At 65.5% G+C, this 22063-nt stretch carries 23 protein-coding genes; 19 read left to right on the plus strand and 4 right to left on the minus strand.

Going from position 1 to position 22063, the window contains the following annotated elements:
• Positions 1-57 precede the first annotated feature (57 nt).
• Positions 58-999: an SDR family oxidoreductase gene (locus ACFYOW_RS34425; RefSeq protein WP_387294231.1), complete on the minus strand. Its 942-nt coding sequence runs from the start codon at positions 997-999 to the stop codon at positions 58-60.
• A complete protein-coding gene (locus ACFYOW_RS34430; protein ID WP_387294281.1) occupies positions 996-2519 on the minus strand; it encodes an aldehyde dehydrogenase family protein in 1524 nt (507 codons plus the stop codon). Before ACFYOW_RS34430 ends, ACFYOW_RS34425 begins: the two co-directional genes overlap by 4 nt.
• A 299-nt stretch (positions 2520-2818) precedes the next feature.
• On the opposite strand from ACFYOW_RS34430, the gene ACFYOW_RS34435 reads away from it, so the two are divergent.
• Positions 2819-4111, plus strand: coding sequence for a PucR family transcriptional regulator (locus tag ACFYOW_RS34435; protein ID WP_387294232.1), 1293 nt, complete (start codon positions 2819-2821; stop codon positions 4109-4111).
• An 11-nt stretch (positions 4112-4122) separates the two neighbouring features.
• Here the strand turns inward: ACFYOW_RS34435 and ACFYOW_RS34440 are convergent, their stop codons facing one another.
• Complete coding sequence (locus ACFYOW_RS34440; protein ID WP_387294233.1) at positions 4123-4374, minus strand: DUF2277 domain-containing protein; 252 nt, start codon at positions 4372-4374, stop codon at positions 4123-4125.
• 108 nt (positions 4375-4482) lie between these two features.
• On the opposite strand from ACFYOW_RS34440, the gene ACFYOW_RS34445 reads away from it, so the two are divergent.
• Entirely contained in the window at positions 4483-5316 is an 834-nt protein-coding gene (locus ACFYOW_RS34445) for a DUF1266 domain-containing protein (RefSeq protein ID WP_387294234.1), read from the plus strand.
• On the opposite strand, the gene ACFYOW_RS34450 is transcribed toward ACFYOW_RS34445, so the two are convergent.
• A complete protein-coding gene (locus tag ACFYOW_RS34450; RefSeq protein WP_387294235.1) occupies positions 5296-6243 on the minus strand; it encodes a hypothetical protein in 948 nt (315 codons plus the stop codon). The two genes, ACFYOW_RS34445 and ACFYOW_RS34450, sit on opposite strands and share 21 nt — an antisense overlap.
• A gap of 356 nt (positions 6244-6599) precedes the next feature.
• Between ACFYOW_RS34450 and ftsH the strand changes: the two genes are divergently transcribed.
• From ftsH to ACFYOW_RS34535, 17 genes are all read left to right on the plus strand, one after another.
• Positions 6600-8981 carry an ATP-dependent zinc metalloprotease FtsH gene (gene ftsH, locus ACFYOW_RS34455; protein WP_387294236.1) on the plus strand — a complete coding sequence of 794 codons (2382 nt, stop codon included), beginning with the start codon at positions 6600-6602 and terminating at the stop codon, positions 8979-8981.
• A gap of 199 nt (positions 8982-9180) precedes the next feature.
• Complete coding sequence (folE, locus tag ACFYOW_RS34460) at positions 9181-9771, plus strand: GTP cyclohydrolase I FolE (protein ID WP_387294282.1); 591 nt, start codon at positions 9181-9183, stop codon at positions 9769-9771.
• Between the two features lie 80 nt (positions 9772-9851).
• Complete coding sequence (gene folP / locus ACFYOW_RS34465; protein WP_387294237.1) at positions 9852-10679, plus strand: dihydropteroate synthase; 828 nt, start codon at positions 9852-9854, stop codon at positions 10677-10679.
• A gap of 23 nt (positions 10680-10702) precedes the next feature.
• A complete protein-coding gene (folB, locus tag ACFYOW_RS34470; RefSeq protein WP_387294283.1) occupies positions 10703-11110 on the plus strand; it encodes a dihydroneopterin aldolase in 408 nt (135 codons plus the stop codon).
• Between the two features lie 73 nt (positions 11111-11183).
• Positions 11184-11720, plus strand: coding sequence for a 2-amino-4-hydroxy-6-hydroxymethyldihydropteridine diphosphokinase (folK, locus tag ACFYOW_RS34475; protein WP_387294238.1), 537 nt, complete (start codon positions 11184-11186; stop codon positions 11718-11720).
• Between the two features lie 2 nt (positions 11721-11722).
• On the plus strand, positions 11723-12193 hold the full coding sequence (locus ACFYOW_RS34480; RefSeq protein ID WP_387294284.1) for a DUF3180 domain-containing protein: 471 nt from the start codon (positions 11723-11725) through the stop codon (positions 12191-12193).
• 70 nt (positions 12194-12263) lie between these two features.
• Positions 12264-13319 (plus strand): DUF6779 domain-containing protein, encoded by a 1056-nt coding sequence (locus tag ACFYOW_RS34485; protein WP_387294239.1) that lies wholly within the window; start codon positions 12264-12266, stop codon positions 13317-13319.
• A 335-nt stretch (positions 13320-13654) separates the two neighbouring features.
• Positions 13655-14599 (plus strand): Rossmann-like and DUF2520 domain-containing protein, encoded by a 945-nt coding sequence (locus tag ACFYOW_RS34490; protein WP_387294240.1) that lies wholly within the window; start codon positions 13655-13657, stop codon positions 14597-14599.
• Between the two features lie 125 nt (positions 14600-14724).
• A complete protein-coding gene (gene panC, locus ACFYOW_RS34495) occupies positions 14725-15702 on the plus strand; it encodes a pantoate--beta-alanine ligase (protein ID WP_387294241.1) in 978 nt (325 codons plus the stop codon).
• Between the two features lie 14 nt (positions 15703-15716).
• Positions 15717-16136 (plus strand): aspartate 1-decarboxylase, encoded by a 420-nt coding sequence (gene panD, locus ACFYOW_RS34500; RefSeq protein WP_040686161.1) that lies wholly within the window; start codon positions 15717-15719, stop codon positions 16134-16136.
• Entirely contained in the window at positions 16136-16930 is a 795-nt protein-coding gene (locus ACFYOW_RS34505) for a type III pantothenate kinase (protein WP_387294242.1), read from the plus strand. The genes panD and ACFYOW_RS34505 overlap by 1 nt, the downstream gene beginning before the upstream one ends.
• 179 nt (positions 16931-17109) lie before the next feature.
• Complete coding sequence (locus ACFYOW_RS34510) at positions 17110-17742, plus strand: cysteine dioxygenase (RefSeq protein WP_387294243.1); 633 nt, start codon at positions 17110-17112, stop codon at positions 17740-17742.
• A gap of 8 nt (positions 17743-17750) precedes the next feature.
• Entirely contained in the window at positions 17751-18173 is a 423-nt protein-coding gene (locus tag ACFYOW_RS34515) for a rhodanese-like domain-containing protein (RefSeq protein ID WP_364489266.1), read from the plus strand.
• A gap of 309 nt (positions 18174-18482) precedes the next feature.
• On the plus strand, positions 18483-19949 hold the full coding sequence (gene lysS, locus ACFYOW_RS34520; RefSeq protein ID WP_387294285.1) for a lysine--tRNA ligase: 1467 nt from the start codon (positions 18483-18485) through the stop codon (positions 19947-19949).
• A gap of 115 nt (positions 19950-20064) precedes the next feature.
• Positions 20065-20424: an Lsr2 family protein gene (locus ACFYOW_RS34525; RefSeq protein WP_040686163.1), complete on the plus strand. Its 360-nt coding sequence runs from the start codon at positions 20065-20067 to the stop codon at positions 20422-20424.
• Between the two features lie 251 nt (positions 20425-20675).
• The gene (locus ACFYOW_RS34530) at positions 20676-21236 is read left to right on the plus strand and encodes an FHA domain-containing protein (protein WP_245672443.1); all 561 of its coding nucleotides are present in this window, start codon (positions 20676-20678) and stop codon (positions 21234-21236) included.
• A gap of 136 nt (positions 21237-21372) precedes the next feature.
• On the plus strand, positions 21373-22041 hold the full coding sequence (locus tag ACFYOW_RS34535) for a DUF1772 domain-containing protein (RefSeq protein WP_387294244.1): 669 nt from the start codon (positions 21373-21375) through the stop codon (positions 22039-22041).
• Positions 22042-22063 lie beyond the last annotated feature (22 nt).

Below are 22063 nucleotides of genomic sequence, written 5' to 3' on the forward strand. Positions count from 1 at the left end.
TCGAACGCGCGAAGGCGCCGTGGTCGATAACCCGACCACGACGCCTTCATCGACCGCTCAGAGGCTGCGTGCCCGATCCTCGTAGGCCTTGCGCTTGGCCACGTCCACATCGTCGAGGAAGGCATTGCTCGAACCCAGCGCCCTGGCCAGTCCATCGGCCACCGGCTCGGGCAGCAGATTCACCAACTGCGACAGGAACCCGGCCACCGCCGTGACCCGGACCTTGGACTTCGGCTCGGCGATCAGCGCGACGATGGCATCGGCGATCTCCTCCGGTTCGGCCGGGCGCAGCAGCTTCGGGCCGCTCACACCGGAGCCGAGTTCGGTATTCGTCAGCGTCGGCAGCACCGAGGAGAACGTGACACCCGAACCCCGGTACTCCTCGCGCAGGGTGTCGGTGAAACCGAGCACCGCATGCTTGCTGGCGTTATAGGTCGCCAGTCCCGGGATATGCGTCTCGCCGGCGAGCGAGGCGATATTGATGATGTGTCCGCGCTTGCGCGCGAGCATGCGGGCCAAGCCGAGCTTGGAGCCGAGGATCACGCCGTAGACATTGATATCCAGAATGCGACGGGTGATCTGATCCGGCTCATCGGCGAATCTGCCGGTCGGCATGATGCCCGCGTTGTTGATCAGCACGTCGATCGGGCCGACGGTGCGCTCGACCTCGTCGAGGAAGCTCTCGAACGAGCTGGGATCGGTGACATCGAGCCGTCCGTAGAGCTCGAAATCGCGGGCCGTGCCGGACTCTTTGACGGTGGTCTCGTCGATATCGCCGATCGCGATCTTCGCGCCGAGCGCCTGCAGTGCGGTCGCCGTGGCCAGTCCGATGCCGCGTGCGCCACCGGTGATGACGACGACCTTGCCGCGAACCTTCGCCGCATCTGTGTTCGATTTGCGGAGCTCCCTGTGCCCTCCATGCGCGCGTACTCCTTGCGGGGTGCCGCTCTGACGGCCCCCAGCTTGTGCCTCCGGGCCCTTCGCTCGCTCCGGGGTCACTTGTTGTCTCCCTTGAGTTTCAGAATTGCCGCAATGTCGATGCGCCGCAGTCCGCGAGCTCCCGCGGCACGCATCGCGCCGAGCCCGAACAGCACCTTCGGCATCTGGTACGGGAACCAGAGCAGTTCCTTCTGCTGGGTCGGCAGGATCGGCGTGGTGATCGCCTTCTGCCTGCAGTACTTGCGAACTCCGTTCGGACCGCCCCAGCGTGCGCCGACGCCGGACTGTCCCCAGCCGCCCATCGGCAGCGCGAAGCTGAACAGGTTGACGAAGACGTCGTTGATATTCACGGCGCCGGCTTCGAGGGCACGGGCCACGCGTTCGCCGCGCTCCTTATCGCCGGTCCACACCGAAGCCGAGAGGCCGTAGATCGAATCATTGGCCAGCCGAACGGCTTCGGCCTCGTCGGCGACCTTGATCACCGGCAGGGTCGGGCCGAAGGTCTCCTCGGTAATGCAGGACATGGTGTGGTCGACATCGACGAGCACGGTCGGTTCGAACAGGGTGCCGACGCCGGTACGCTTGCCGCCGGTGGTCACCTTGGCGCCCGCCGTGACGGCCTCGTCGACATGGCGCTGCACGATCTGGACCTGGTTCTCGTTGGCCAGCGCGCCCACATCGTATTTGGACTCGCGACCGTCGAGACCCTGGCGCAGATTCTCGACCGCATCGGTTAGCTTGGCGACGAATTCGTCGTAAACCGGAGCCTCGACATACACCCGCTCCACCGAAATGCAGACCTGGCCCGAGTTGAACATGCCGCCGAAGGCGATGCCGTGCGCGGCCCGATCCAGATCCGCGTCGGCCAGCACAATGGCCGGATCCTTACCGCCCAATTCCAGGCTGTAGGGAATCAACCGCTCGACACAGGCCGCCGCGATCTTGCGCCCGGTCGCGGTCGAACCGGTGAACTGGATGTAGTCGGCATTCTCGACCACCGCGGCACCTGTCGCACCGGCCCCGGTGACCACGGCGAAGACCGGCGGCGCACCGATTTCGGCCCAGCCCCTTGCCAATTCGATCGCCGAAAGCGGAGTCACCTCCGACGGCTTGAGGATCACCGCGGCGCCGGCGGCCAGCGCCGGGATCACATCGATGACCGGCATGGCCAGCGGGAAGTTCCACGGCGTGATCACGCCGACCACCGGATACGGCTTGTACACCGTGGTCAACTTCTTGACCCGGGCCAGCGGGCTGTGCGGTGAGGGATGGTCGTCGGCGAGGAACTTGCCCGCCCGGCGCGCGTAGTAGCCGATGAGATCGGTCGAGAAGGCCGGGTCGATCAGCGCGTCCACCCGGGGTTTGCCCGCCTCGGCCTGCAGCACATCGGCCAGATGCTCGGTGTTGTCGATGATCCAGTCCTGCAGCTTCAGCAGCCATTCCTTGCGCCCGTCGGGGCCGATGGCCTCCCATTCCGGCTGGTACAGACGCAATTCGCGGATCTTGGCCGCGACCGCGTCGGCACTCTCGTCCAGCACGGACCCCACCACCGCCCCGGTGCCCGGATTGCGTACCTCGATCAGTGCCGGAGCGGTTTGCGATTCGCGGCGCTCCCGGGGCGCTCCGTGGTCACCCTCCGCTACCGCCTCCGCGCCCGTCGCTCGCGCCGCGTCTTTTTTCGCCGTTGACTTACGCGCAGTTTTCTTCTCGGCCGCGCCGGGCACCGTATCGGTCACGCTGTTCTCCCACTGACGTTGTGCTGAACACTGTGAATCAGTTCACTGACCTATGATCGTGACACAAGGTTCCCGGACTTTCTTGGCCCGATTTGTCAACGAATGAGGCTGTTTTTGTTCTCTGAGCACAATCTGGAGATTTCGTGACCACCGGCCGCCCGGCGGCGATCAGCCCGAATAGCGCAGTGGTCCGCGATTGGCTGGCCGAATACGTCTACGAGACCATGCGCACCCGGGCTCTCGAACAGGTCGTCGACCGTCTCGACAACGCGATCATCGCGCATATCCCGGAGCTCGCCGATCGCGATATGCGCCGCGACCTGGCCGCGAGCACCCGCGCACACGCGCGGGTGGTGCTGGCCAATCTCACCAGCGACACCATCGAATTCGCTCTGCCGGAGGAGGCGCACGCCTTCGCCCGAACCCTCGCCCGACGCGGTTACGACCTGCGGCTGCTGCTACGGACCTATCACGTCGGGCAGGAGGCGGTACTCGACTACATGACCGACGCAGTCGACGAACGGCAGCCGCCGCCCGAGATCGAGCGGGCGGTAATGCTGCGGCTGTTCGAGCGTTCCACCAGATGGGTCAGCATTTCGGTGGAGACGCTCACCGACACCTACATGGAGGAACGCGAGCGCGTCATGCGCGCCGCGCTCAACCGGCGCACCGAAATCGTGCGCGCCCTGCTCGCCGGCGACGAACTCGATATCGACCAGGCCTCGGTCCGGCTCGGCTACCGACTTGCCAAGCAGCACTTGGCATTTGTGCTGTGGACCGATGAGACCACCGGTGAGCCGGACAGCGAGTCGAGCGGGCTGCTGGATCGGGTCGCGACGCGATTGGGCACGGCGCTCGGCAGTGGCCACGTGCTCACCGTGGCCTCCGGCGCGAGCGGCATGTGGGCCTGGGCGGGCTTGGACGATGACGCGCATGCCGCCGGATTGGCGTTGCCCGGGGAGATCGAGCAGATCGTGCTCGGTCAGGTAGAGCCGCCGGTGCGGGCCGCGTTCGGAGTGCCCGCGCCGCAGGCCACCGGGTTCCGGCAGAGCCATCACGAGGCCGTCGCGGCCAGGCACGTCGCCGAGCGCGGTCCGGCGGATCGAGCGCGGGTCACCGCATATCGCGAGGTGGAGATCGCCTATCTGGCGGGCGCCGACGACGCGGCCATGCGCGGTCTGATCAGGCGCGAATTACGCGCGCTGGCGGGCCGTGATGTCAATGCCACACGACTGCGCGAAACACTGCACGCATATCTGAAAAGCCATCGCAGCCCGGAGGCCACGGCGAAATTACTCGGTGTGCACAAGAACACGGTCCGCTATCGGATCCAGCGGATCGAGGAACTGCTCGGCCATCCGATCGAAGCGCGCAGCCTGCCGCTCGAGATCGCATTGGCCTGCGTCGCCACCTACGGCGCAGACGCCCTACCTTGAAACGCTACGAACTATTCCGCCTCCGCGCCCTGGCGTAGAGGCGGTTCGGTGACCGGTGCGACCCGCACATCCGGCAAATCCGCGAGCAATTGCGTGGTCGCCGCCGCAATGGCATTCACCGCCTTGTCGACGGCTGCCTTGGTGGTGGTGCTCAGGCCGGACACGCCACCGACCGTACGCACATACTGCAGTGCGGCAGCATAGATTTCCTGCTCGGTAGGCGCAGGATCCAGGCCACGAAGGAGGGTGATGTTGCTACTCATGGGAGCACACTACTGCCCATTGTCGGGGTAAGGCAGGCCAAGAAACAGATCCGATAAAGCCGAGCGATTACACAGGTCCATCCAAGATCGATGGGGAACAATCGGAGTATGCCTGCCCGCGGTGTACCCACCTTGACAACATTCCCCTACGACGAGCTCGACAAGCGGGAAGAGGACCACTGGTCCGGCGCGGCGGTATCGGATGACGAGCTGCGAGCGCTCGCACTCGGCGGCTTCTATTCGGCGCGCTGGGACGCCTTCCACGACGCGCTGCTGCTCGGTCCCGAGCGCGACCATCCGCTCGGTGACCGGCGTGAACTCGCCATCGATACGCTCACCGGCGCATGGGGCATCACCGACGGCACCGAGGCGCAGGCCTCCATGGAGCAGCTGCTCGAAGGTATGCACGCGCCGCTGTACGCGATGGTGCATCCGCTGGTGATGGCATCGATCAATGCCAGTGAACGCGACCGGTTCGGTGAGCGGGCCGATCGGCACCGCGCCTTCCTGCGGCAGGTGGGCTCGTTCCGGGGGATGGACAATCCGGAGGCGCTGGTCCGCGATTACGACATCTGGTCGCAGGCGATCAAAATCGGTTTCACCGATCATCTGGCCCGCCCGCTGCCGAGCGATATCCATGCCTGGGATCTGGCCCGGGTGGTCGCGGTGGCCCGAATGGCCTTTACCGCGGGTTATCTCGACGCCGAGGTGGCTTGGGATTATCTGATGCGGGCGCTGCCGCTGGCTCAGCGCAAATACCAGAATTGGCGCCAATTCGGCGATGCCTACCTGACCGGCTGGACCTACTGGCAGGCCTGTGAGGATCTGGCCGAACTCAAGAACGGCGGCGTGGATCGGCGCATGGAACTGCTGCGCCTGTGGTTGCGTCCGACCAGCCCGTGGCGGCGGATCACGCTGCAATCAGTGTCCGTCGGGGAGTGAGCGCAGAATCCCGCGGCCGTAGCGCTGGAACTGTCCGTCATCGACCATGCCGAGGGAATGCCGCTCCACCAGCAATTCCCATTCGGAATAGAGCTGGGCGACGCCAGGATCGGCCGGACCGGCCGCGCCGTCGGCCGAATCGCGCCGGACGGCGAAATTCACTGCGCAGGTGACGCGCTCGGTATCGGCCCGATCGGTGCCGGTGAAATGCAACGTGACGTTTCCGTCGTGCACATCGATACCGGTCTCCCCGCGCACCGGGCCGATCTCACCGGGTGTCGTCACGGCGCCGTCGGTGGTGCGCGCCCACATGACGACCGGAATGGGTAGCTCGTGGGCGTACCTGTCGCCGGGGCCGATGGAGATGAACAGCAGCCGTCCGGTGGTCGCGGCCAGCAGGCCGGGGCCGGTGCCGGCAGGCGGATGCGCGACGACGATGGCGGTCTCCAGCACGTATTCGTCGATGGTGACGTAGCGATGCAGAGCGGCTATCGCCGCCTTGGCTTCGCGTTTGGGGGCCATCCGCCGCACGGCTCGATCGACATCGGCTCTGGTCGGCCCGCTTTTACCCCACTGCGGGGCGGGCGGCTGCAGATCGGGTGCGGCCACATCGATGCGCTGGCTGGCCAGGATCTGACCGTTGATGCGCTCGACGATCTCGGCGGCCGCGGGGAAATCGTGTTCGGCTATCAATACCGGTAGCGGGGTGCGGTCGGCGGGTACGCCGGTGAGCACGGGCGTGGGATAACGCAGATAGATCTCGATGACGACGGCATCGTCGGCACGGCGGTTCAGGCGAACCTTGAGCAGATCGGTGACCGGCACATCGAGGACGCGCTCGCCATCGCTGCCCGGGCGTAGAACGATCAGTCGTCCACGGCCGTGCCGCAGTATCGCTGTGGGTGTCCGTAGCTCAACTATGTCCATACCCCCTGCGCTCTGTTTGATTCGCGGTGCTCCCGGGGCCCTACGTGGTTACGCAAGCTACCGCCTTCGGGCCCGTCGCTCGCACCGCGGCTATGTGTCGTCGCTCACGATAGGCCGAACATGACATGATTGTGACCACTTGGCGTAACCCGACCGGAGACTTCGGGAACCACGGACGTTCCCCGACCGTTTACCTGTCGAACTACACCAGCTGCCGAACTGCGCGATGTATCGACTAGACCGTACGCGGTAACGTGGCATGTCCGCATCCGAACCACCGGACGGGACGCGCCCGACGCCACGCTAGGCATGCACCGGAGACACCCGGAAAGGACTGGCCGCCCGGCCTAAGCTCTATGAACCGCAAGACTGTGTTTCGCACCCTGGCCATAGTCTCGGGCATTTTGCTCGTGATCTATGCGTTCAGCTATTTCGGCAACGACACGCGCGGCTGGAAGAGCGTCGATACCTCGGTGGCGTTGAGTCAGCTGAACGACAAGAGCAACGTCAAGAACGTACAGATCGACGATCGCGAGCAGCAGCTGCGCATCGAGCTGAACAACGGGAACGACGCGACTTCCGGCTCCAAGAAGATCATTGCCAAGTATCCGGGCGGCAGTGAGACCTCCAACCAGGTCTTCGACACCGTGCAGAAGTCCGGCGCACCGTTCAACACCGTGGTCAAGCAGGACAGCTGGTTCACCCAGATCCTGCTGTTCGTGCTGCCGATGGTGATCTTGTTGGGCCTGTTCATCTTTGTGATGTCGCGCATGCAGGGCGGTGGTCGCGGCGGCATGATGGGCTTCGGCAAGTCCAAGGCCAAACAGCTGTCCAAGGACATGCCCAAGACCACCTTCGCGGATGTGGCCGGCGCCGACGAGGCCGTCGAAGAGCTCTACGAAATCAAGGACTTCCTGCAGAACCCGGTCCGCTACCAGGCACTGGGCGCGAAGATCCCGAAGGGCGTGCTGCTCTACGGCCCGCCCGGTACCGGTAAGACCCTGCTGGCGCGCGCCGTCGCGGGCGAGGCCGGGGTGCCGTTCTTCACCATCTCCGGTTCGGACTTCGTCGAAATGTTCGTCGGTGTCGGCGCCTCCCGCGTGCGCGACCTGTTCGAACAGGCCAAGCAGAACAGCCCGTGCATCATCTTCGTCGACGAGATCGACGCGGTCGGCCGCCAGCGCGGCGCAGGCCTCGGCGGCGGCCACGACGAGCGCGAGCAGACCCTGAACCAGTTGCTCGTCGAGATGGACGGCTTCGGCGATCGCACCGGCATCATCCTGATCGCCGCGACCAACCGCCCCGACATCCTCGATCCGGCGCTGCTGCGGCCGGGCCGCTTCGACCGGCAGATCCCGGTCAGCAATCCGGATCTGGCCGGACGGCGCGCCATCCTGCGGGTGCATTCGCAGGGCAAGCCGATCTCGCCCGAGGCCGATCTCGACGGCCTGGCCAAGCGCACCGTCGGCATGTCCGGCGCGGATCTGGCCAATGTCGTCAACGAGGCCGCCCTGCTCACCGCGCGTGAGAACGGCGCGGTGATCAGCGGCGAGCAGCTAGAGGAATCGGTGGACCGCGTTATCGGTGGTCCGCGCCGCAAGAGCCGCATCATCAGCGAGCACGAGAAGAAGATCACCGCCTACCACGAGGGCGGCCACACCCTGGCCGCCTGGGCGATGCCGGATATCGAGCCGGTCTACAAGGTCACCATCCTGGCCCGCGGCCGCACCGGCGGTCACGCCATGACGGTGCCCGAGGACGACAAGGGCCTGATGACCCGCTCGGAGATGATCGCCCGCCTGGTCATGGCGATGGGCGGCCGCGCGGCCGAGGAACTGGTGTTCCACGAGCCGACCACCGGCGCGTCCTCGGATATCGACCAGGCCACCAAGATCGCGCGCGCGATGGTCACCGAATACGGTATGAGCGCGCGGCTGGGCGCGGTGCGCTACGGCCAGGAGCAGGGCGACCCGTTCCTCGGACGCTCGATGGGCATGGGTTCGGATTACTCGCACGAGGTTGCCGGTGCCATCGACGAGGAGGTGCGCAACCTCATCGAGGCCGCGCACACCGAGGCGTGGGCCATCCTCAACGAATACCGCGATGTGCTCGATGTGCTCGCTACGGCGCTGCTGGAGCGGGAGACCTTGCACCGCAAGGATCTCGAGGAGATCCTCGCGGCGGTGGAGAAGCGTCCGCGCATCACCGCGTTCAACGATTTCGGTGAGCGCGTGCCGTCGGATAAGCCGCCGGTGAAGACCCCGGGTGAACTGGCCGCCGAACGCGGCGAGCCGTGGCCCCCGCAGGCGCCGGGCCTGCCGAAGCTGCCGCAGCGCGAACCCGCCGCGGCCAATGGCTATCCGGACGGCGGTTATCAGGAACCGCGCTACGGCGGCGGTCACCCCCAGCAGCCCGCGTCCGGCTACCCGTTGCCGCAGGCGCCCTCCCCGGCTTATCCGCGACAGGGCGCGACGCACGGCTCGCGGCCGGATTACGGTGCTCCGGCCGGTTGGTCCGCCCCGGGCTGGCCGCCGCGCGACGAGCCGCAGCAGCAGTCGGGTCAGCCGGGCTACGGCGGCTGGCAGGGTGAGCCGCAGCCGCGCCACGGCTACCCGCAGCCGCAGCAGCCATGGGGTCAGCCGGGCCGCGGCAACGAACCCTATGACGAGCCCGCCAACGGCACCGGGAATAACGAGGGCGAGAACCACGATTGGGATGGACCGAACGGTCGGCACTGATGCGTGCCGATTAGGCTCGACCATCTGGGTGCGGGGAGATTGCTCACGCCCGAGATTTTGGAGGTGTCCTCGATTGTCGGCCAACAATCACGTCGGTGGGCCCGGGCATGTGAGCGGCGGTGCCGTTGCGAATGCCAAAGCTTTCGACGAATTCGACGAACCGGTCAAGTACAACGGTGCGGGCCCGGCCGAGCCGGATCTGATCGCACTGGAGACCGGCCGCCCGTTCGATCAGCCCCGCGCCGAGGCCGCGATCCGAGAATTGCTGATCGCGGTCGGTGAGAATCCGGACCGGCCCGGCCTGATCGATACGCCCGCGCGGGTCGCCCGCGCCTATCGGGAGATGTTCGCCGGGCTTTTCACCGAGCCGGATGCGGTGCTGAACACCACCTTCGACGAGGGGCACCAAGAACTGGTGCTGGTTCGCGATATTCCGCTGTATTCGACCTGTGAGCATCATCTGGTGTCCTTCCACGGCGTCGCGCACGTCGGCTACATTCCTGGCCCGCACGGCCGGGTGACCGGTCTGTCCAAACTGGCCAGGCTGGTCGATCTGTACGCCAAGCGTCCGCAGGTGCAGGAGCGGCTGACCAGCCAGATCGCGGATGCCGTCATGCGCAAGCTGGATCCGCGCGGTGCCATCGTCGTGATCGAGGCCGAGCACCTGTGCATGGCCATGCGCGGTATCCGCAAGCCCGGCGCCAGCACCACCACCTCCGCTGTGCGCGGTCTGCTGCAGTCCAACGCCGCCTCGCGAGCCGAGGCCCTCGATCTGATCCTGCGGAAGTGAGGCACCGCGCGGTGTCGACCCATGCCCCCGATCTCCTCCGGAGCAGTGTCGCGCCGCGCGATAGTCGCTCCTGTGTGGTGATGGGCGTCGTGAACGTCACCAGCGATTCGTTCTCCGATGGCGGCCGCTACCTCGATCCGAGCCTGGCCATCGCACACGGCATCGAACTGTACGAGGCGGGCGCCGACATCATCGATATCGGTGGCGAGTCGACCCGGCCAGGTGCGGTGCGGATCGACCCGGAAACCGAGGCCGCGCGGGTGGTTCCGGTCATTCGCGGCTTGGTAGCTGCCGGTGTGCCGACCAGTGTGGACACCATGCGGGCCGGTGTCGCCGAGGCGGCGATCGCGGCCGGAGTTTCGGTCGTCAACGATGTCTCCGGCGGCCGCGCCGATCCGGATATGGTGAAAGTCGTTGCGGCAGCCGAGGTTCCGTGGATCCTCATGCACTGGCGTGCGGGCGCGGACTATCGGCACACCGGTCCGGCCGACCACTACGACGATGTGGTCGCCGAGGTGCTCGCCGAATTGACCGCACAGGTGGACCTGGCCGTAGCGGCCGGTGTGGATCGGTCCCGGCTGGTACTCGATCCCGGCCTCGGTTTCGCCAAGAATGCCGAACACAATTGGGCGCTGCTCGGCGCACTGCCCGAATTGGTCGGCCACGGGCTGCCGATTCTCATCGGCGCCTCCCGTAAACGATTCCTCGGCGCCCTGCTCGCCGATGCCGAGGGGCCGCGCCCGCCAGACGGCCGGGAGACCGCCACCGCGACGGTGTCGGCGCTGGCCGCCCTGCACGGCGCCTGGGGGGTCCGCGTCCACGATGTGCGCGCCTCGCTGGATGCTATTGCCGTGACCGACGCCTGGCTGCGTGCCGCCCGAAACAGCACCCGAGGAGCCGATCTATGACCGCAGCATCGCGCAGCGATTCGATGAGGGGTGGTGGCCGGGAGGCGAGTCGGCCCGAACAACTGGACCGGATCGAGCTGCGCGGTCTGCGCGCCTATGGCTATCACGGCTGCTTCGACTACGAACGCCGCGACGGCCAGGAGTTCCTGGTCGATCTGACGGTATGGACCGATTTCGCCGCCGCCGCGGCCACCGACGACCTCGCGAACACCATCGACTACGGCGCCCTCGCCGAGCGTGCCGTGCAGATCATCCAGGGCCCGCCCCGCAATCTCATCGAAAAGGTGGTCGCCGAGATCGCCGACGATGTGATGACCGATCCCCGCATCCAGTCGGTCGAGGTCGTCGTGCACAAACCGTCCGCGCCGATTCCACATGCCTTCGCCGATGTCCGCGTGGTCACCTCGCGGCAGCGGGGAGTGGAGCCATGAGCGAGCGCAGCGAGCAACTCAACAACACAGCCTCCCCGACGATGGCGGAACCGAGCGCCGGCGAGGTGCAGCCATGAGTCGCGCCGTCTTGTCGATCGGCTCGAATCTGGGCGATCGGCTCGCACATCTGCGCAGTGTCGTCGAGGGGCTGGGGGATCGGGTGGTCGCGGTTTCGCCGGTGTACTCGACTGCGCCGTGGGGCGGGGTCGAACAGGATGACTATCTCAATGCCGTTGTGCTGGCTGATGATCCGGAGTTCGGCGCGCACGATTGGCTGCGCCTCGGGCAACGGTTGGAGCAGGCCGCCGGGCGGGTGCGCGAGGTGCGTTGGGGGGCGCGCACTCTCGATGTCGACGTGGTGTGGTGTGCCGAGGACGGCGCGGTCTGCCGCAGCGACGATCCGGAATTGACCCTGCCGCATCCGCGGGCGCACAACCGGGCCTTTGTGCTCATCCCCTGGCTGGATGTGCAGCCGGACGCGGAACTCGATGTCGATGGAACCGTGCGGCCGGTGCGCGACTGGCTCGCCGAACTCGACGCGGCCGAACGCGCCGGGGTCCGACCGACCGAATTCGTGCTGTCGGCTGCCGCGGAGGGATCGGCGTCGTGAAACTGAAGCCGACCCGGATACTCGATCTCATCGCCAATGTCGTTATCGCGGCGCTCATCGCTTGGGTGCTCACGCGGATGGCCTATGGCAGTTTCCCGCCGATCTCGATTTACGCGGGTGCATCGCTTTATCCGGTCGCCGCGATCGAAGTTGCGCTCGGCTTCGTAATTCGCGGAAGGGTCAGTGAACATCAGATCGGCGACGGCAGCCACCAGTTGCATCCGATCACCGCGGCCCGCGCGGTCGCGTTGGCGAAGGCTTCCGCTCAGGTCGGCTCGCTTGCCGCCGGTGTCTGGCTGGGTTTTCTATTCTGGGTTTATCCGCAGCGCGACACCTTGAATGCGGCGGGTGCGGATAGCCCCGGCGCCATTGTCGGGATGCTGGCGGGGGTGGCTTTGGTAGCTGCGGCGCTGTGGCTGGAGTATTGCTGTCGGGCTCCCGAGGACCCCTCGGATGATCCGGCAACTACATAGCAAATAAACTCGTCGGAATCACCGCGCGGGAATCTGGGCGCGGCTGGCTGATCAAGCTACCCTGGCGTGCATGGTTTCACCCTCCCGTAGCAGCACCTCTCGTCGACGGCGGGACGACGCGGGAAAATTGTTCATCGGCGTATTGATTCTGCTCGGTCTGGTTGCCAGCGTTTTCCTGGTTTTCAGTGACCGTCTGCAGTTTGTTCGGATCGGCTTGGTGGCGGCGCTGTGGGCGGCCGTTATCGGCGCTTTGGCCGCGACGCGGTACCGCAAGGAAGCCACGATCGATAAGGCCAAGGTCCGTGACCTGCAGACGGTGTACGAACTCCAGTTGGAACGCGAGGTGACCGCCCGGCGCGAATACGAGCTCGGCGTCGAGGCGCGGGTGCGCGCGGAAGTGGGTGCCGATGCGGCCGAAATGGCCGCGCTGCGCGCCGAACTGACCGTGCTCCGCGAGAGTCTGCAGCGGCTCTTCGACGGTGATCTGCCGATGGATCGACCCGCATTGCGCGCCGACGCGACCCGGATTCAAGAGTTGCCGAGCGCATTCGGAAATTCGGCCAACAATAGCTCGGCGAATGCCGACACCTGGCTGGACATGGCGTTCCAGCAATCTCCCAGCAGCTTTACCCCGGTCTTCGAATCGGATCATCCGGAGCCGCCGCGGTTCGCCAGTCCCTTCGACGATCCGGTGACCGCGGAGACCGCGATCGTCTCCGTCGACGATCTCGATGATGCGGATATCGACGACGCCGAGGTCGACGACATCCACGACTACGACCCGCTCACCACCACCGGCGGCTGGGCCGACGCGTTCACCGAGGATCCGGAAAAGACCGGTGTCCCCCCGCGGCTGCAGCCGTTGGAGTACACCGTGCCGCCGCGCCTGGCGGAGCCGGAGCCCACCGCGTCCGAAGCCGAGCCGCAGGAGCCGTCCACTCCGACCCCACATCCGGAGCCCGCCCCGCACCCGACGACCACTGTTCCGCCGCTGGGGACCGCCACCTCCCGCCGCCGTCGCCGCGTCGATCCGGACGCCGACTCCGGCAACTCCTCGCGCCGACTTTCGGTGGCCGAGATCATGGCGAACCTGCAGTCCGAAGAAAAAGGACGCACCGGGCGCTGATACCCGACGAGCGGTGACGGTTACGCACCTCCCGGCCACGACGGTGCGAGTCTTGCGAGCGAGGAGTTCGCGGCCGAGTGGCCGAAGCGCATGCGACGAAGTCGCGAGTCTCTGCCGCGCCGCTAGCGACTGCTTGCAGGTCGCTCGCAAGGGTCGGACGCGAGACACCAGGGGGCCGCGAACACGCCGCGCCGCGGGCGCGGCAATCAAACACAGGCACTGCGTTGTAAATCACGCGGTGCCCCGTGGCATCGGCGAGCCATGGGCCGATATTCTCGGTGCGGAACGTCTGGTACCCGGCTGTCCGGGACTGGAACGACATCGAGAGGACAACGTTGACCTCGAGAAGCGTCAACCCTGACAACGCTGCTTCGGGTGACCCCGCGCCTGCACGCTTGACGGTGGGAATCGTCTCGGCGGGACGCGTCGGCTCCGCACTCGGCGCGGCGCTCGAGCGCGCCGGACACGTGGTGTTCGGCGTGGCCGCCATTTCCGATGCCTCGGTGCATCGGGCCCGCACTCGACTGCCCGAGTCCGAGATCCTGCCGGTCGAGGAGGTGGCCGCACGTAGCGAACTGCTGCTGCTGGCCGTACCCGATGCCGAACTGGCCGGGCTGGTGCGCGGACTCGCATCCGCGGGTGTAGTCCGGGCAGGCACCATCGTCGCGCACACCTCCGGCGCCAATGGCGTCGGCGTGCTTGCTCCGCTGGTCGAGCGCGGCGCACTGCCGCTGGCCATCCATCCGGCCATGACCTTCACCGGACACGACGAGGACGTCGCCCGGCTCGGCAATGCCTGCTTCGGCGTTACCGCCGCCGACGAAATCGGCTTCGCCATCGCGCAATCGCTGGTGATCGAAATGGGCGGCGAGCCGGTTCGGGTGCAGGAGGAAAATCGCCAGCTCTATCACGCCGCGCTCGCACACGGCAGTAATCACCTGGTCACGGTCGTCCTGGACGCGGTCGACGCACTGCGTGCCGCACTGGCGGGTCCCGGCCTGCTCGGCCAGCAGATCGTCGACGATCAACCCAACGGTCTGGCCGAACGCTTGCTCGCCCCCTTGGCCTCCGCCGCACTCGACAATGCCTTGCGCCGCGGTCAGTCCGCGTTGACCGGCCCGGTGGCGCGTGGCGACGCGGATGCCGTTGCCGCGCACCTGTCCGCCCTGGAAGCGGTCGATATCCGGCTGGCCGCGGGCTATCGCGCCATGTCGCTGCGCACGGCCGAACGCGCCAAGACCAATCCTGCTCTGATCGAGCTGCTGGAGGGAGGCCGATGATGGATCCGAAATTGCCCGCCGCGAGCGAGCGCAGCGAGGGAGCCGAAGACACAGCGCGCATCGCGCACTCCGGAGCCGAGCGTCAGCGAGGCGCAGGAGTGAGCGACGGGCCCGGAGGAGGCAGCTTGCGTAACCACGGAGGGCCCCGTGAGCGGCGTATCGGGTCCAGCGCTTACCGGCGCGGCGAGCTGACCGTGCACCACGATCCCGAGGTGATCGCCGCGGTCTCCAAGGCCCTGCGCGGCGTCGGCCGTACCGTCGGCCTGGTGCCGACCATGGGCGCACTGCACGAGGGGCATCTCGAGATCGTGCGTCGGGCCAAGCGGACCAATCAGGTGGTCATCGTCTCGATTTTCGTGAATCCCCTGCAGTTCGGTGCGAACGAGGATCTGGACAAATATCCGCGGACCCTCGACGCCGACGTCGAGTTGCTGCGCAACGAGGGTGTGGAGCTGGTATTCGCGCCGAGCGCGTCGGATATGTATCCGGACGGGCCGCGCACCACCGTGCATCCGGGCCCGATCGGCGCCGAACTCGAAGGAGCCAGCCGCCCGACGCATTTCGCAGGCATGCTGACCGTGGTCGCGAAGCTGCTGAATATCGCGCGCCCGACCGAGGCGTTCTTCGGCGAGAAGGACTATCAGCAGCTCACGCTGATCCGGCAGATGGTGCGCGATCTGAATATGGACGTCAAGATCGTGCCGCTGCCGACGGTTCGCGAACCCGACGGTCTCGCACTGTCCTCCCGCAATCGGTATCTCGATGCGGCACAGCGCGAATCGGCGCTGGCCCTGTCGGCGGCGCTGGCCGCGGGTCGGCATGCGGGCGCGCTCGGCGCCGATGCGGTGCTGGCGGCCGCCCGCGCGGTGCTCGACGCGACCCCAGGTGTCGATGTCGACTATCTCGAATTGCGGTCGTCCACGCTCGGCCCCGCCCCCGCGAACGGCAATGCGCGACTGCTCATCGCCGCCAAGGTCGGCTCGACCCGCCTGATCGACAACACGGCCGTCGCACTCGGCGCCCCCGTCGATGGTGGCCACCCCACACTTCCCGATTCGCGCACCGCCGCGACCGACTCCCAGCCTGCCCAGGCCAATATTTAGGAAGGGCGACAGCGATGTTGCGCACCATGATGAAGTCGAAGATCCACCGCGCCACGGTGACCCACGCCGATCTGCACTATGTCGGCTCGGTGACCGTCGACCAGGATCTGCTCGACGCCGCCGATCTGCTCGAGGGGGAGCAGGTCTGCATTGTCGATATCGATAACGGCGCCCGGCTGGAGACCTATGTGATCGCCGGTGAGCGCGGTTCGGGTGTCATCGGGATCAATGGCGCCGCCGCCCATCTCGTGCATCCCGGCGATCTGGTCATCCTGATCGCCTACGGCATGATGGACGAGGCGGAGCTGAAGGAATACGCCCCGAAGGTCGTTTTCGTCGACGAGCACAATCGTGCGACCGATCTCGGTTCCGATCCGGCGCATGCCCCGGCGGGTTCCGGTCTGGTCACCCCGCGCTCACTGACCACCGTCTGATGCTGCTGGCCATCGATGTCCGAAATACGAGCATCGAGCTCGGATTGTTCTCGGGCAGTGGTAATCACGCGAAGTTGGTGCGGCACTGGCGGATGCATACCAATCCGCTGCTGACCGCGGACGAATTCGCCATGCAGGTGCGCGGATTGGTCGGTGATCAGGTGGAGGAGATCGTCGGAGTTTCGGCGTTGTCCACCGTGCCGCCGGTACTGCGCGAGATCAGATCGATGCTCACTCGCTATTGGGATCATGTGCCGCATGTGGTGGTGGAACCCGGTGTGCGAACCGGTATTCCGCTGCTCGTCGACAATCCCAAGGAAATCGGCGCGGACCGCATCGTGAACACCCTTGCCGCACATCATCGTTTCGGCACGGCCGCGATTGTCGTGGATTTCGGCACCGCCACCACCGTTGATCTGGTATCGGCCAAGGGCGAGTTTCTCGGCGGTGTGCTCGCACCGGGTGTGGAGATCTCCAGCGAGGCGCTCATCGAGCGTGCCGCATTGCGCCGGGTGGAGTTGGCTCGGCCGCGTTCGGTGGTCGGCAAGAACACCGTCGAGGCCATCCAATCCGGCGCGATATTCGGCTTCGCCGGTTTGGTGGACGGTCTGATCGATCGGATTCGCGATGAATTCGACGCATTCGCCGGTGACGATGTCGCGGTGGTCGCGACCGGCGCCACCGCACCGTTGATCGTGCCGGAATCGGAGACCATCGACCACCACGAGCCGCATCTCACATTGACCGGATTGCGCCTGGTCTACGAGCGCAATCAGCGCCGTAAGGGTAGTTGATATGCCCACCCGGAGTGCTCACGCATGACCAGGCGCTTTGCCGCCGGTTTTCGCGCTGCTACACTCGCACCCGTGTATTCCCGCGTGAGCACCCAGGAGTGTTGTCGAGGCTGACCTGCCTCGACCGTTCGAGGCTGACCAAGTCCCTCGACCGTTGACATACTCCTGGAGATTCGCTGATGCGTTCTTCTGTTCTTTCCCTCGATTCCGCACGTAATGCCCTTTCGGCCACCCCGCCGCTGGATCGTGCCGTCTCCTCCGCATTACCCACCCGCCTGCGTCCCGCCGATCTGCTCCGGCTGACCGACGAGGGCGCCGAGGACGTACTCGCGGGACGCTACGACCATCTGTTGCCGGCCAATGGAATTTGGCCGACCGATGAGCGCTGGGCCACCCGGCTGCTTTCCGACGACGAGGTCGATGTCTGGCTGATCAGCTGGACTCCGGGCAAATCCACCGAATTGCACGACCATGCCGGTTCGCTCGGCGCATTGACCGTGCTCAGCGGCGCGCTCTCGGAATTCCGCTGGAACGGAACCGAACTGCGCAACCGCACGCTGACCGCGGGAGACCAGGCCTCGTTCCCGATCGGCTGGGTGCACGATGTGATGCGCGCGCCGGCCGCTGGCGACGGCTTGCAGGTCGCTCGAAACGGCACTGCCGTGGAATCTGTCGGGCCGCTCGATCCGACGCTCAGCGTGCACGCTTATTCACCGCCGCTCACCGCCATGTCCTATTACGAGGTGACCGGCCACGGCACCCTGCGGCGCTCCCGAACCGTCCTCACTGACCAGCCCGAAGGTGATATGTGATGACCCGTTTGTCCATCGATCAGATGCTCGAGAACGCGCGGGCTCGCCTGAATCGGATCTATGCCTTCGAAACGCCGCAGGCGCTCGATCGGGGCGCGATTCTGGTCGATATCCGGCCGCAGGCGCAGCGCGCACGTGAGGGCGCACTGCCGGGCGCGCTGGTGATCGAACGGAATGTCCTGGAATGGCGTTTGGATCCGTCGAGTTCGGCCCGGCTGGCACTGGCCACCGATCACGATGTGGAATGGATCGTCGTCTGCTCGGAGGGCTTTACCTCCAGTCTCGCCGCGGCCGCGCTGCAGGAACTCGGTCTGCATCGGGCCACCGATGTGATCGGTGGCTATCAGGCATTGAAGGCGGCCGGCCTGCTCAGTGTCGGGGTCCGGGCGCCGCACTTCGCCCGCGAGGTCGAGGCGCTGGCAACACTGTAAATTCGGGCCGAACCACTTCCATCTCGAAACATACGGGCGCGCAATGGCTTTCGGATGATTGCCGGAGCGCGCCCGCTATTCGGCGTGCCGGAGAAGGTCGCGAAACAGGACATGACGGACTGTTCCGGGCACGGCTGATTCGTTAGTGGTCGGTCGTGCCCGGGCGGCCCGCAAATCGATTTCCGGTGCCCGCTAGTGTTGTTGAACGTGAGCAACCCGAACACGCCTTCATCCGGTCGCTCCGCGGGTTCGGTTCCTGCGGGGCAAGCCGGCCGTCCCGCGCCCGCCGCGGACGATGTTCCGGAGCAGATGCGGATTCGGCGCGAGAAGCGCGAGCGGTTGATCGCCGATGGCGGTGATGCCTATCCGGTGGTGGTGCCGCGCACACATACTCTCGGCGAAATTCGGGCCGCCTATCCGGAGCTCGAGCCGGACACCCGGACCGGTCTGCAGGCCGGTGTCGTCGGGCGCGTCATTTTCCTGCGTAATACCGGCAAGCTGTGTTTCGCGACGCTGCAGGAGGGTGACGGCACCAAACTGCAGGCGATGATCAGCCTCAACGGTGTCGGAGCCGACGCGCTGGCGGCCTGGAAGGCCGATGTGGACCTCGGAGACTTCGTATTCGTGCACGGCGAGGTGATCTCCTCACGAACCGGTGAATTGAGCGTTATGGCCGATTCCTGGGCCATGTCGGCCAAGGCCCTGCGGCCGTTGCCGGTGGCGCACAAGGAGATGAACGAGGAGTCGAGGGTTCGGCAGCGCTATGTCGATCTGATCGTGCGCCCAGAGGCCAGGGAAATGGCCAGGACCAGGGTCGCGGTGGTGCGCGCGATGCGCAACGCGCTCGAGCGCCGAGGCTTCCTCGAGGTGGAGACGCCGATGCTGCAGACGCTGCACGGCGGTGCCGCGGCGCGACCGTTCGTCACCCATTCCAATGCCCTCGATATAGATCTCTACCTGCGAATTGCGCCCGAACTGTTCCTCAAGCGCTGTGTGGTGGGCGGCCTGGAACAGGTCTTCGAGATCAACAGGAACTTCCGTAACGAGGGGTCGGACTCCACGCATTCCCCGGAGTTCGCAATGTTGGAAACCTATGAGGCATACGGCACCTACGACGACTCCGCACGGATGATTCGAGAATTGGTGCAGGAAGTTGCCGAGGAGGTCTTCGGCACGCAGGTGGTAACCCTTGCAGATGGCACCGAATACGATCTCCGAGGCGAGTGGGCGACGGTCGAGATGTACCCCTCGCTGTCGGATGCACTGGGTGTATCGGTGACTCCGGAAACGTCGATCGAGGAATTACTTGCACTCGCTGATCGGGTCGGACTCGAAATTCCCGAGGACAAGGGCTATGGCCACGGCAAACTTGTCGAAGAACTGTGGGAGCACCAGTACGGTGACAAGCTCTACGCCCCGACTTTCGTGCGTGACTTCCCGGTCGAGACATCACCGCTGACCAGACAGCATCGCAGCAAGCCCGGAGTTACCGAGAAGTGGGACCTCTATGTGCGCGGCTTCGAGTTGGCAACTGGCTATTCGGAGTTGGTCGATCCGGTGATCCAGCGCGAGCGGTTCGTGGATCAAGCGCGGCTTGCCGCACAAGGTGATGACGAGGCTATGGCACTCGACGAGGACTTCCTCGCAGCGATGGAGCACGGCATGCCACCGACAACGGGGACGGGTATGGGAATCGATCGCTTGTTGATGGCACTCACGGGATTGGGAATCCGGGAAACGATACTGTTCCCAATTGTGCGTCCAGTCACTCGCTGACGATCGGATTGCATAGTTCGGCCCTCGTCTTGGAATTTTTCGAATTCGGGGTATTCTTGCCTCGGGTAATCGGCCTAGTATGCGGGTCGCACGATTTCGAGAGGACGTTCATCTCATGGCAAAGAAGGTCACCGTTAGCCTGATCGACGATGTCGATGGTGAGTCCATCGCGGACGAGACCATTGAGTTTGCGATCGACGGTGTGTCGTACGAGATCGACCTGTCGTCGGCAAATGCGGCGAAGCTGCGCGACGGCTTGGAAGAGTGGGTTTCGAGTGCTCGGCGGGTGAGTGGTCGGCGGCGGGTCAAGGCTGCGGTCGCTGCTCCCGGAGCTGCAAAGAGCCGGGTCTCGATCGATCGTGAACAAAGCGCTGCAATTCGCGAGTGGGCGCGCCGGAATGGGCACAAGGTGTCCGCGCGCGGTCGTATCTCGGCCGACATCACCGATGCGTACAACAAGGCCGCGAAGGGCTGAGTTCTTATTTATTTGGGCTGCCGCCCGGGCGAATCGTGCGACGCCCGGGCGGCGGCTCGTTTGTGATAGGCCTTCGATATGGGGAAGGTTCGGAGTCGACTCGATCTTGCTCGCGGTACCAGGACGCGGCACCATGGAACTGTGCGAAGAGCGTCACTGGCGGTATGGAGAGATGAGGTATCGGCGCAGTGACTGGTTTCGTCGGATCGCTATTGCGATTCACTGATGACTCGGGTCGGCAGCAGGAGTTCATGCTCACCCCGGACCAGCAGCGCGTCACCATCGGGCGTTCCCCGCAGGCCGATCTGGCGCTGCGCTGGGACGCGGAGGTCTCGCGCCTGCATGCGGCCGTCGAATATCTCGGCGCGCACTGGACGATCGTCGATGACGGCCTGTCCCGCAACGGCACCTTCGTCAACGGTGAGCGACTTGTCGGGCGGCGGCGGTTGATGGCGGGCGATCGGATCCGGGTCGGTACCTCGCTGGTCTCGTTCCACGATTTCGGCGGCGTTGTCGATGATGCGACGCGGACCTCGACCGGCACTATTCCCACGCTGCGCTCACTGACCGATACCCAGCGCGCGGTGCTGGTCGCGCTGTGCCGTCCATATAAGAACGGTGCGGGTTTTGCGACCCCGGCTTCGAATCAACAGATCGCCGAGGAATTGTTCCTCAGCGTCGATGCGATCAAGACACATCTGCGGGCGCTGTTCGCCAAGTTCGGTGTGGAAAATCTGCCGCAGAATCAGAAAAGAGTCCGACTGGCCGGTTTGGCCATGCAAAGTGGGTTGATCTCCGACCGAGACTTGTGACGCGGGCGGGCGTGGACTCTCGCTTAGGTGGCCGAGCGCTTGAACCATGGATGGTCGCGACGGTTACCGATGTACTTGAAACATCGCCGGACCGAGTAAATCGGACCAGGTCCGGGTTTCGAGGCAGGAGAAATTCATGTTCGCGCTACGACTCGCCGCGCTGGTGGCGGCCACCCTCGCAACCGGCTTGCTCGCGGGCGTTTTTTACGCTTACGCGACATCGGTGATGCCCGCGCTGAACCGCACCGATGATCGCGCGATGATCGATGTGATGCAGAAGATCAACGTGGTCATCATCAACCCGTGGTTCATGCTCGGATTCCTCGGCACCGTCGGCTTCACCCTGCTCGCGGCGGCGCTGCACCTGGGCAAGGAACACCGCACCACCTTGATCTGGCTCGGCGTGGCCCTGGCCCTCAATGTGATCGCTTTCGCGGTCACCTCCGGATTGAACGTTCCACTCAACGACCAACTCGCGGCGGCAGGCGACCCGGCCCAGATCGGTGACCTGGCAAAGGTGCGCGCCGATTTCGAATCCGCTTGGGTCCGTTGGAATATCCTCCGCGCTATCCTGCACACACTTGCCTTTTTGGTGCTGACCGGCGCGCTGTTCGTGGCCGGTATTCAGCACGGCCGCACCCAAGCCGCGGGTTCGGTTGGTACACAGCAGGTTTCGCAGGCTCAGCAGATACCGAATGTCGGTCCGCAATACGCCGGTCAGCCGTACCGGGCGCCGATCATGGCTCAGCACTACGGATTCGGACAGACCGGCTCGCAGCCGATGGGTGCGCATTCCCTGGCGTAGGAACGCCACCGCTAGTTCTCTG

This window comes from Nocardia sp. NPDC006982, from assembly GCF_042869435.1.
In the GTDB taxonomy this organism is placed as follows: domain Bacteria; phylum Actinomycetota; class Actinomycetes; order Mycobacteriales; family Mycobacteriaceae; genus Nocardia.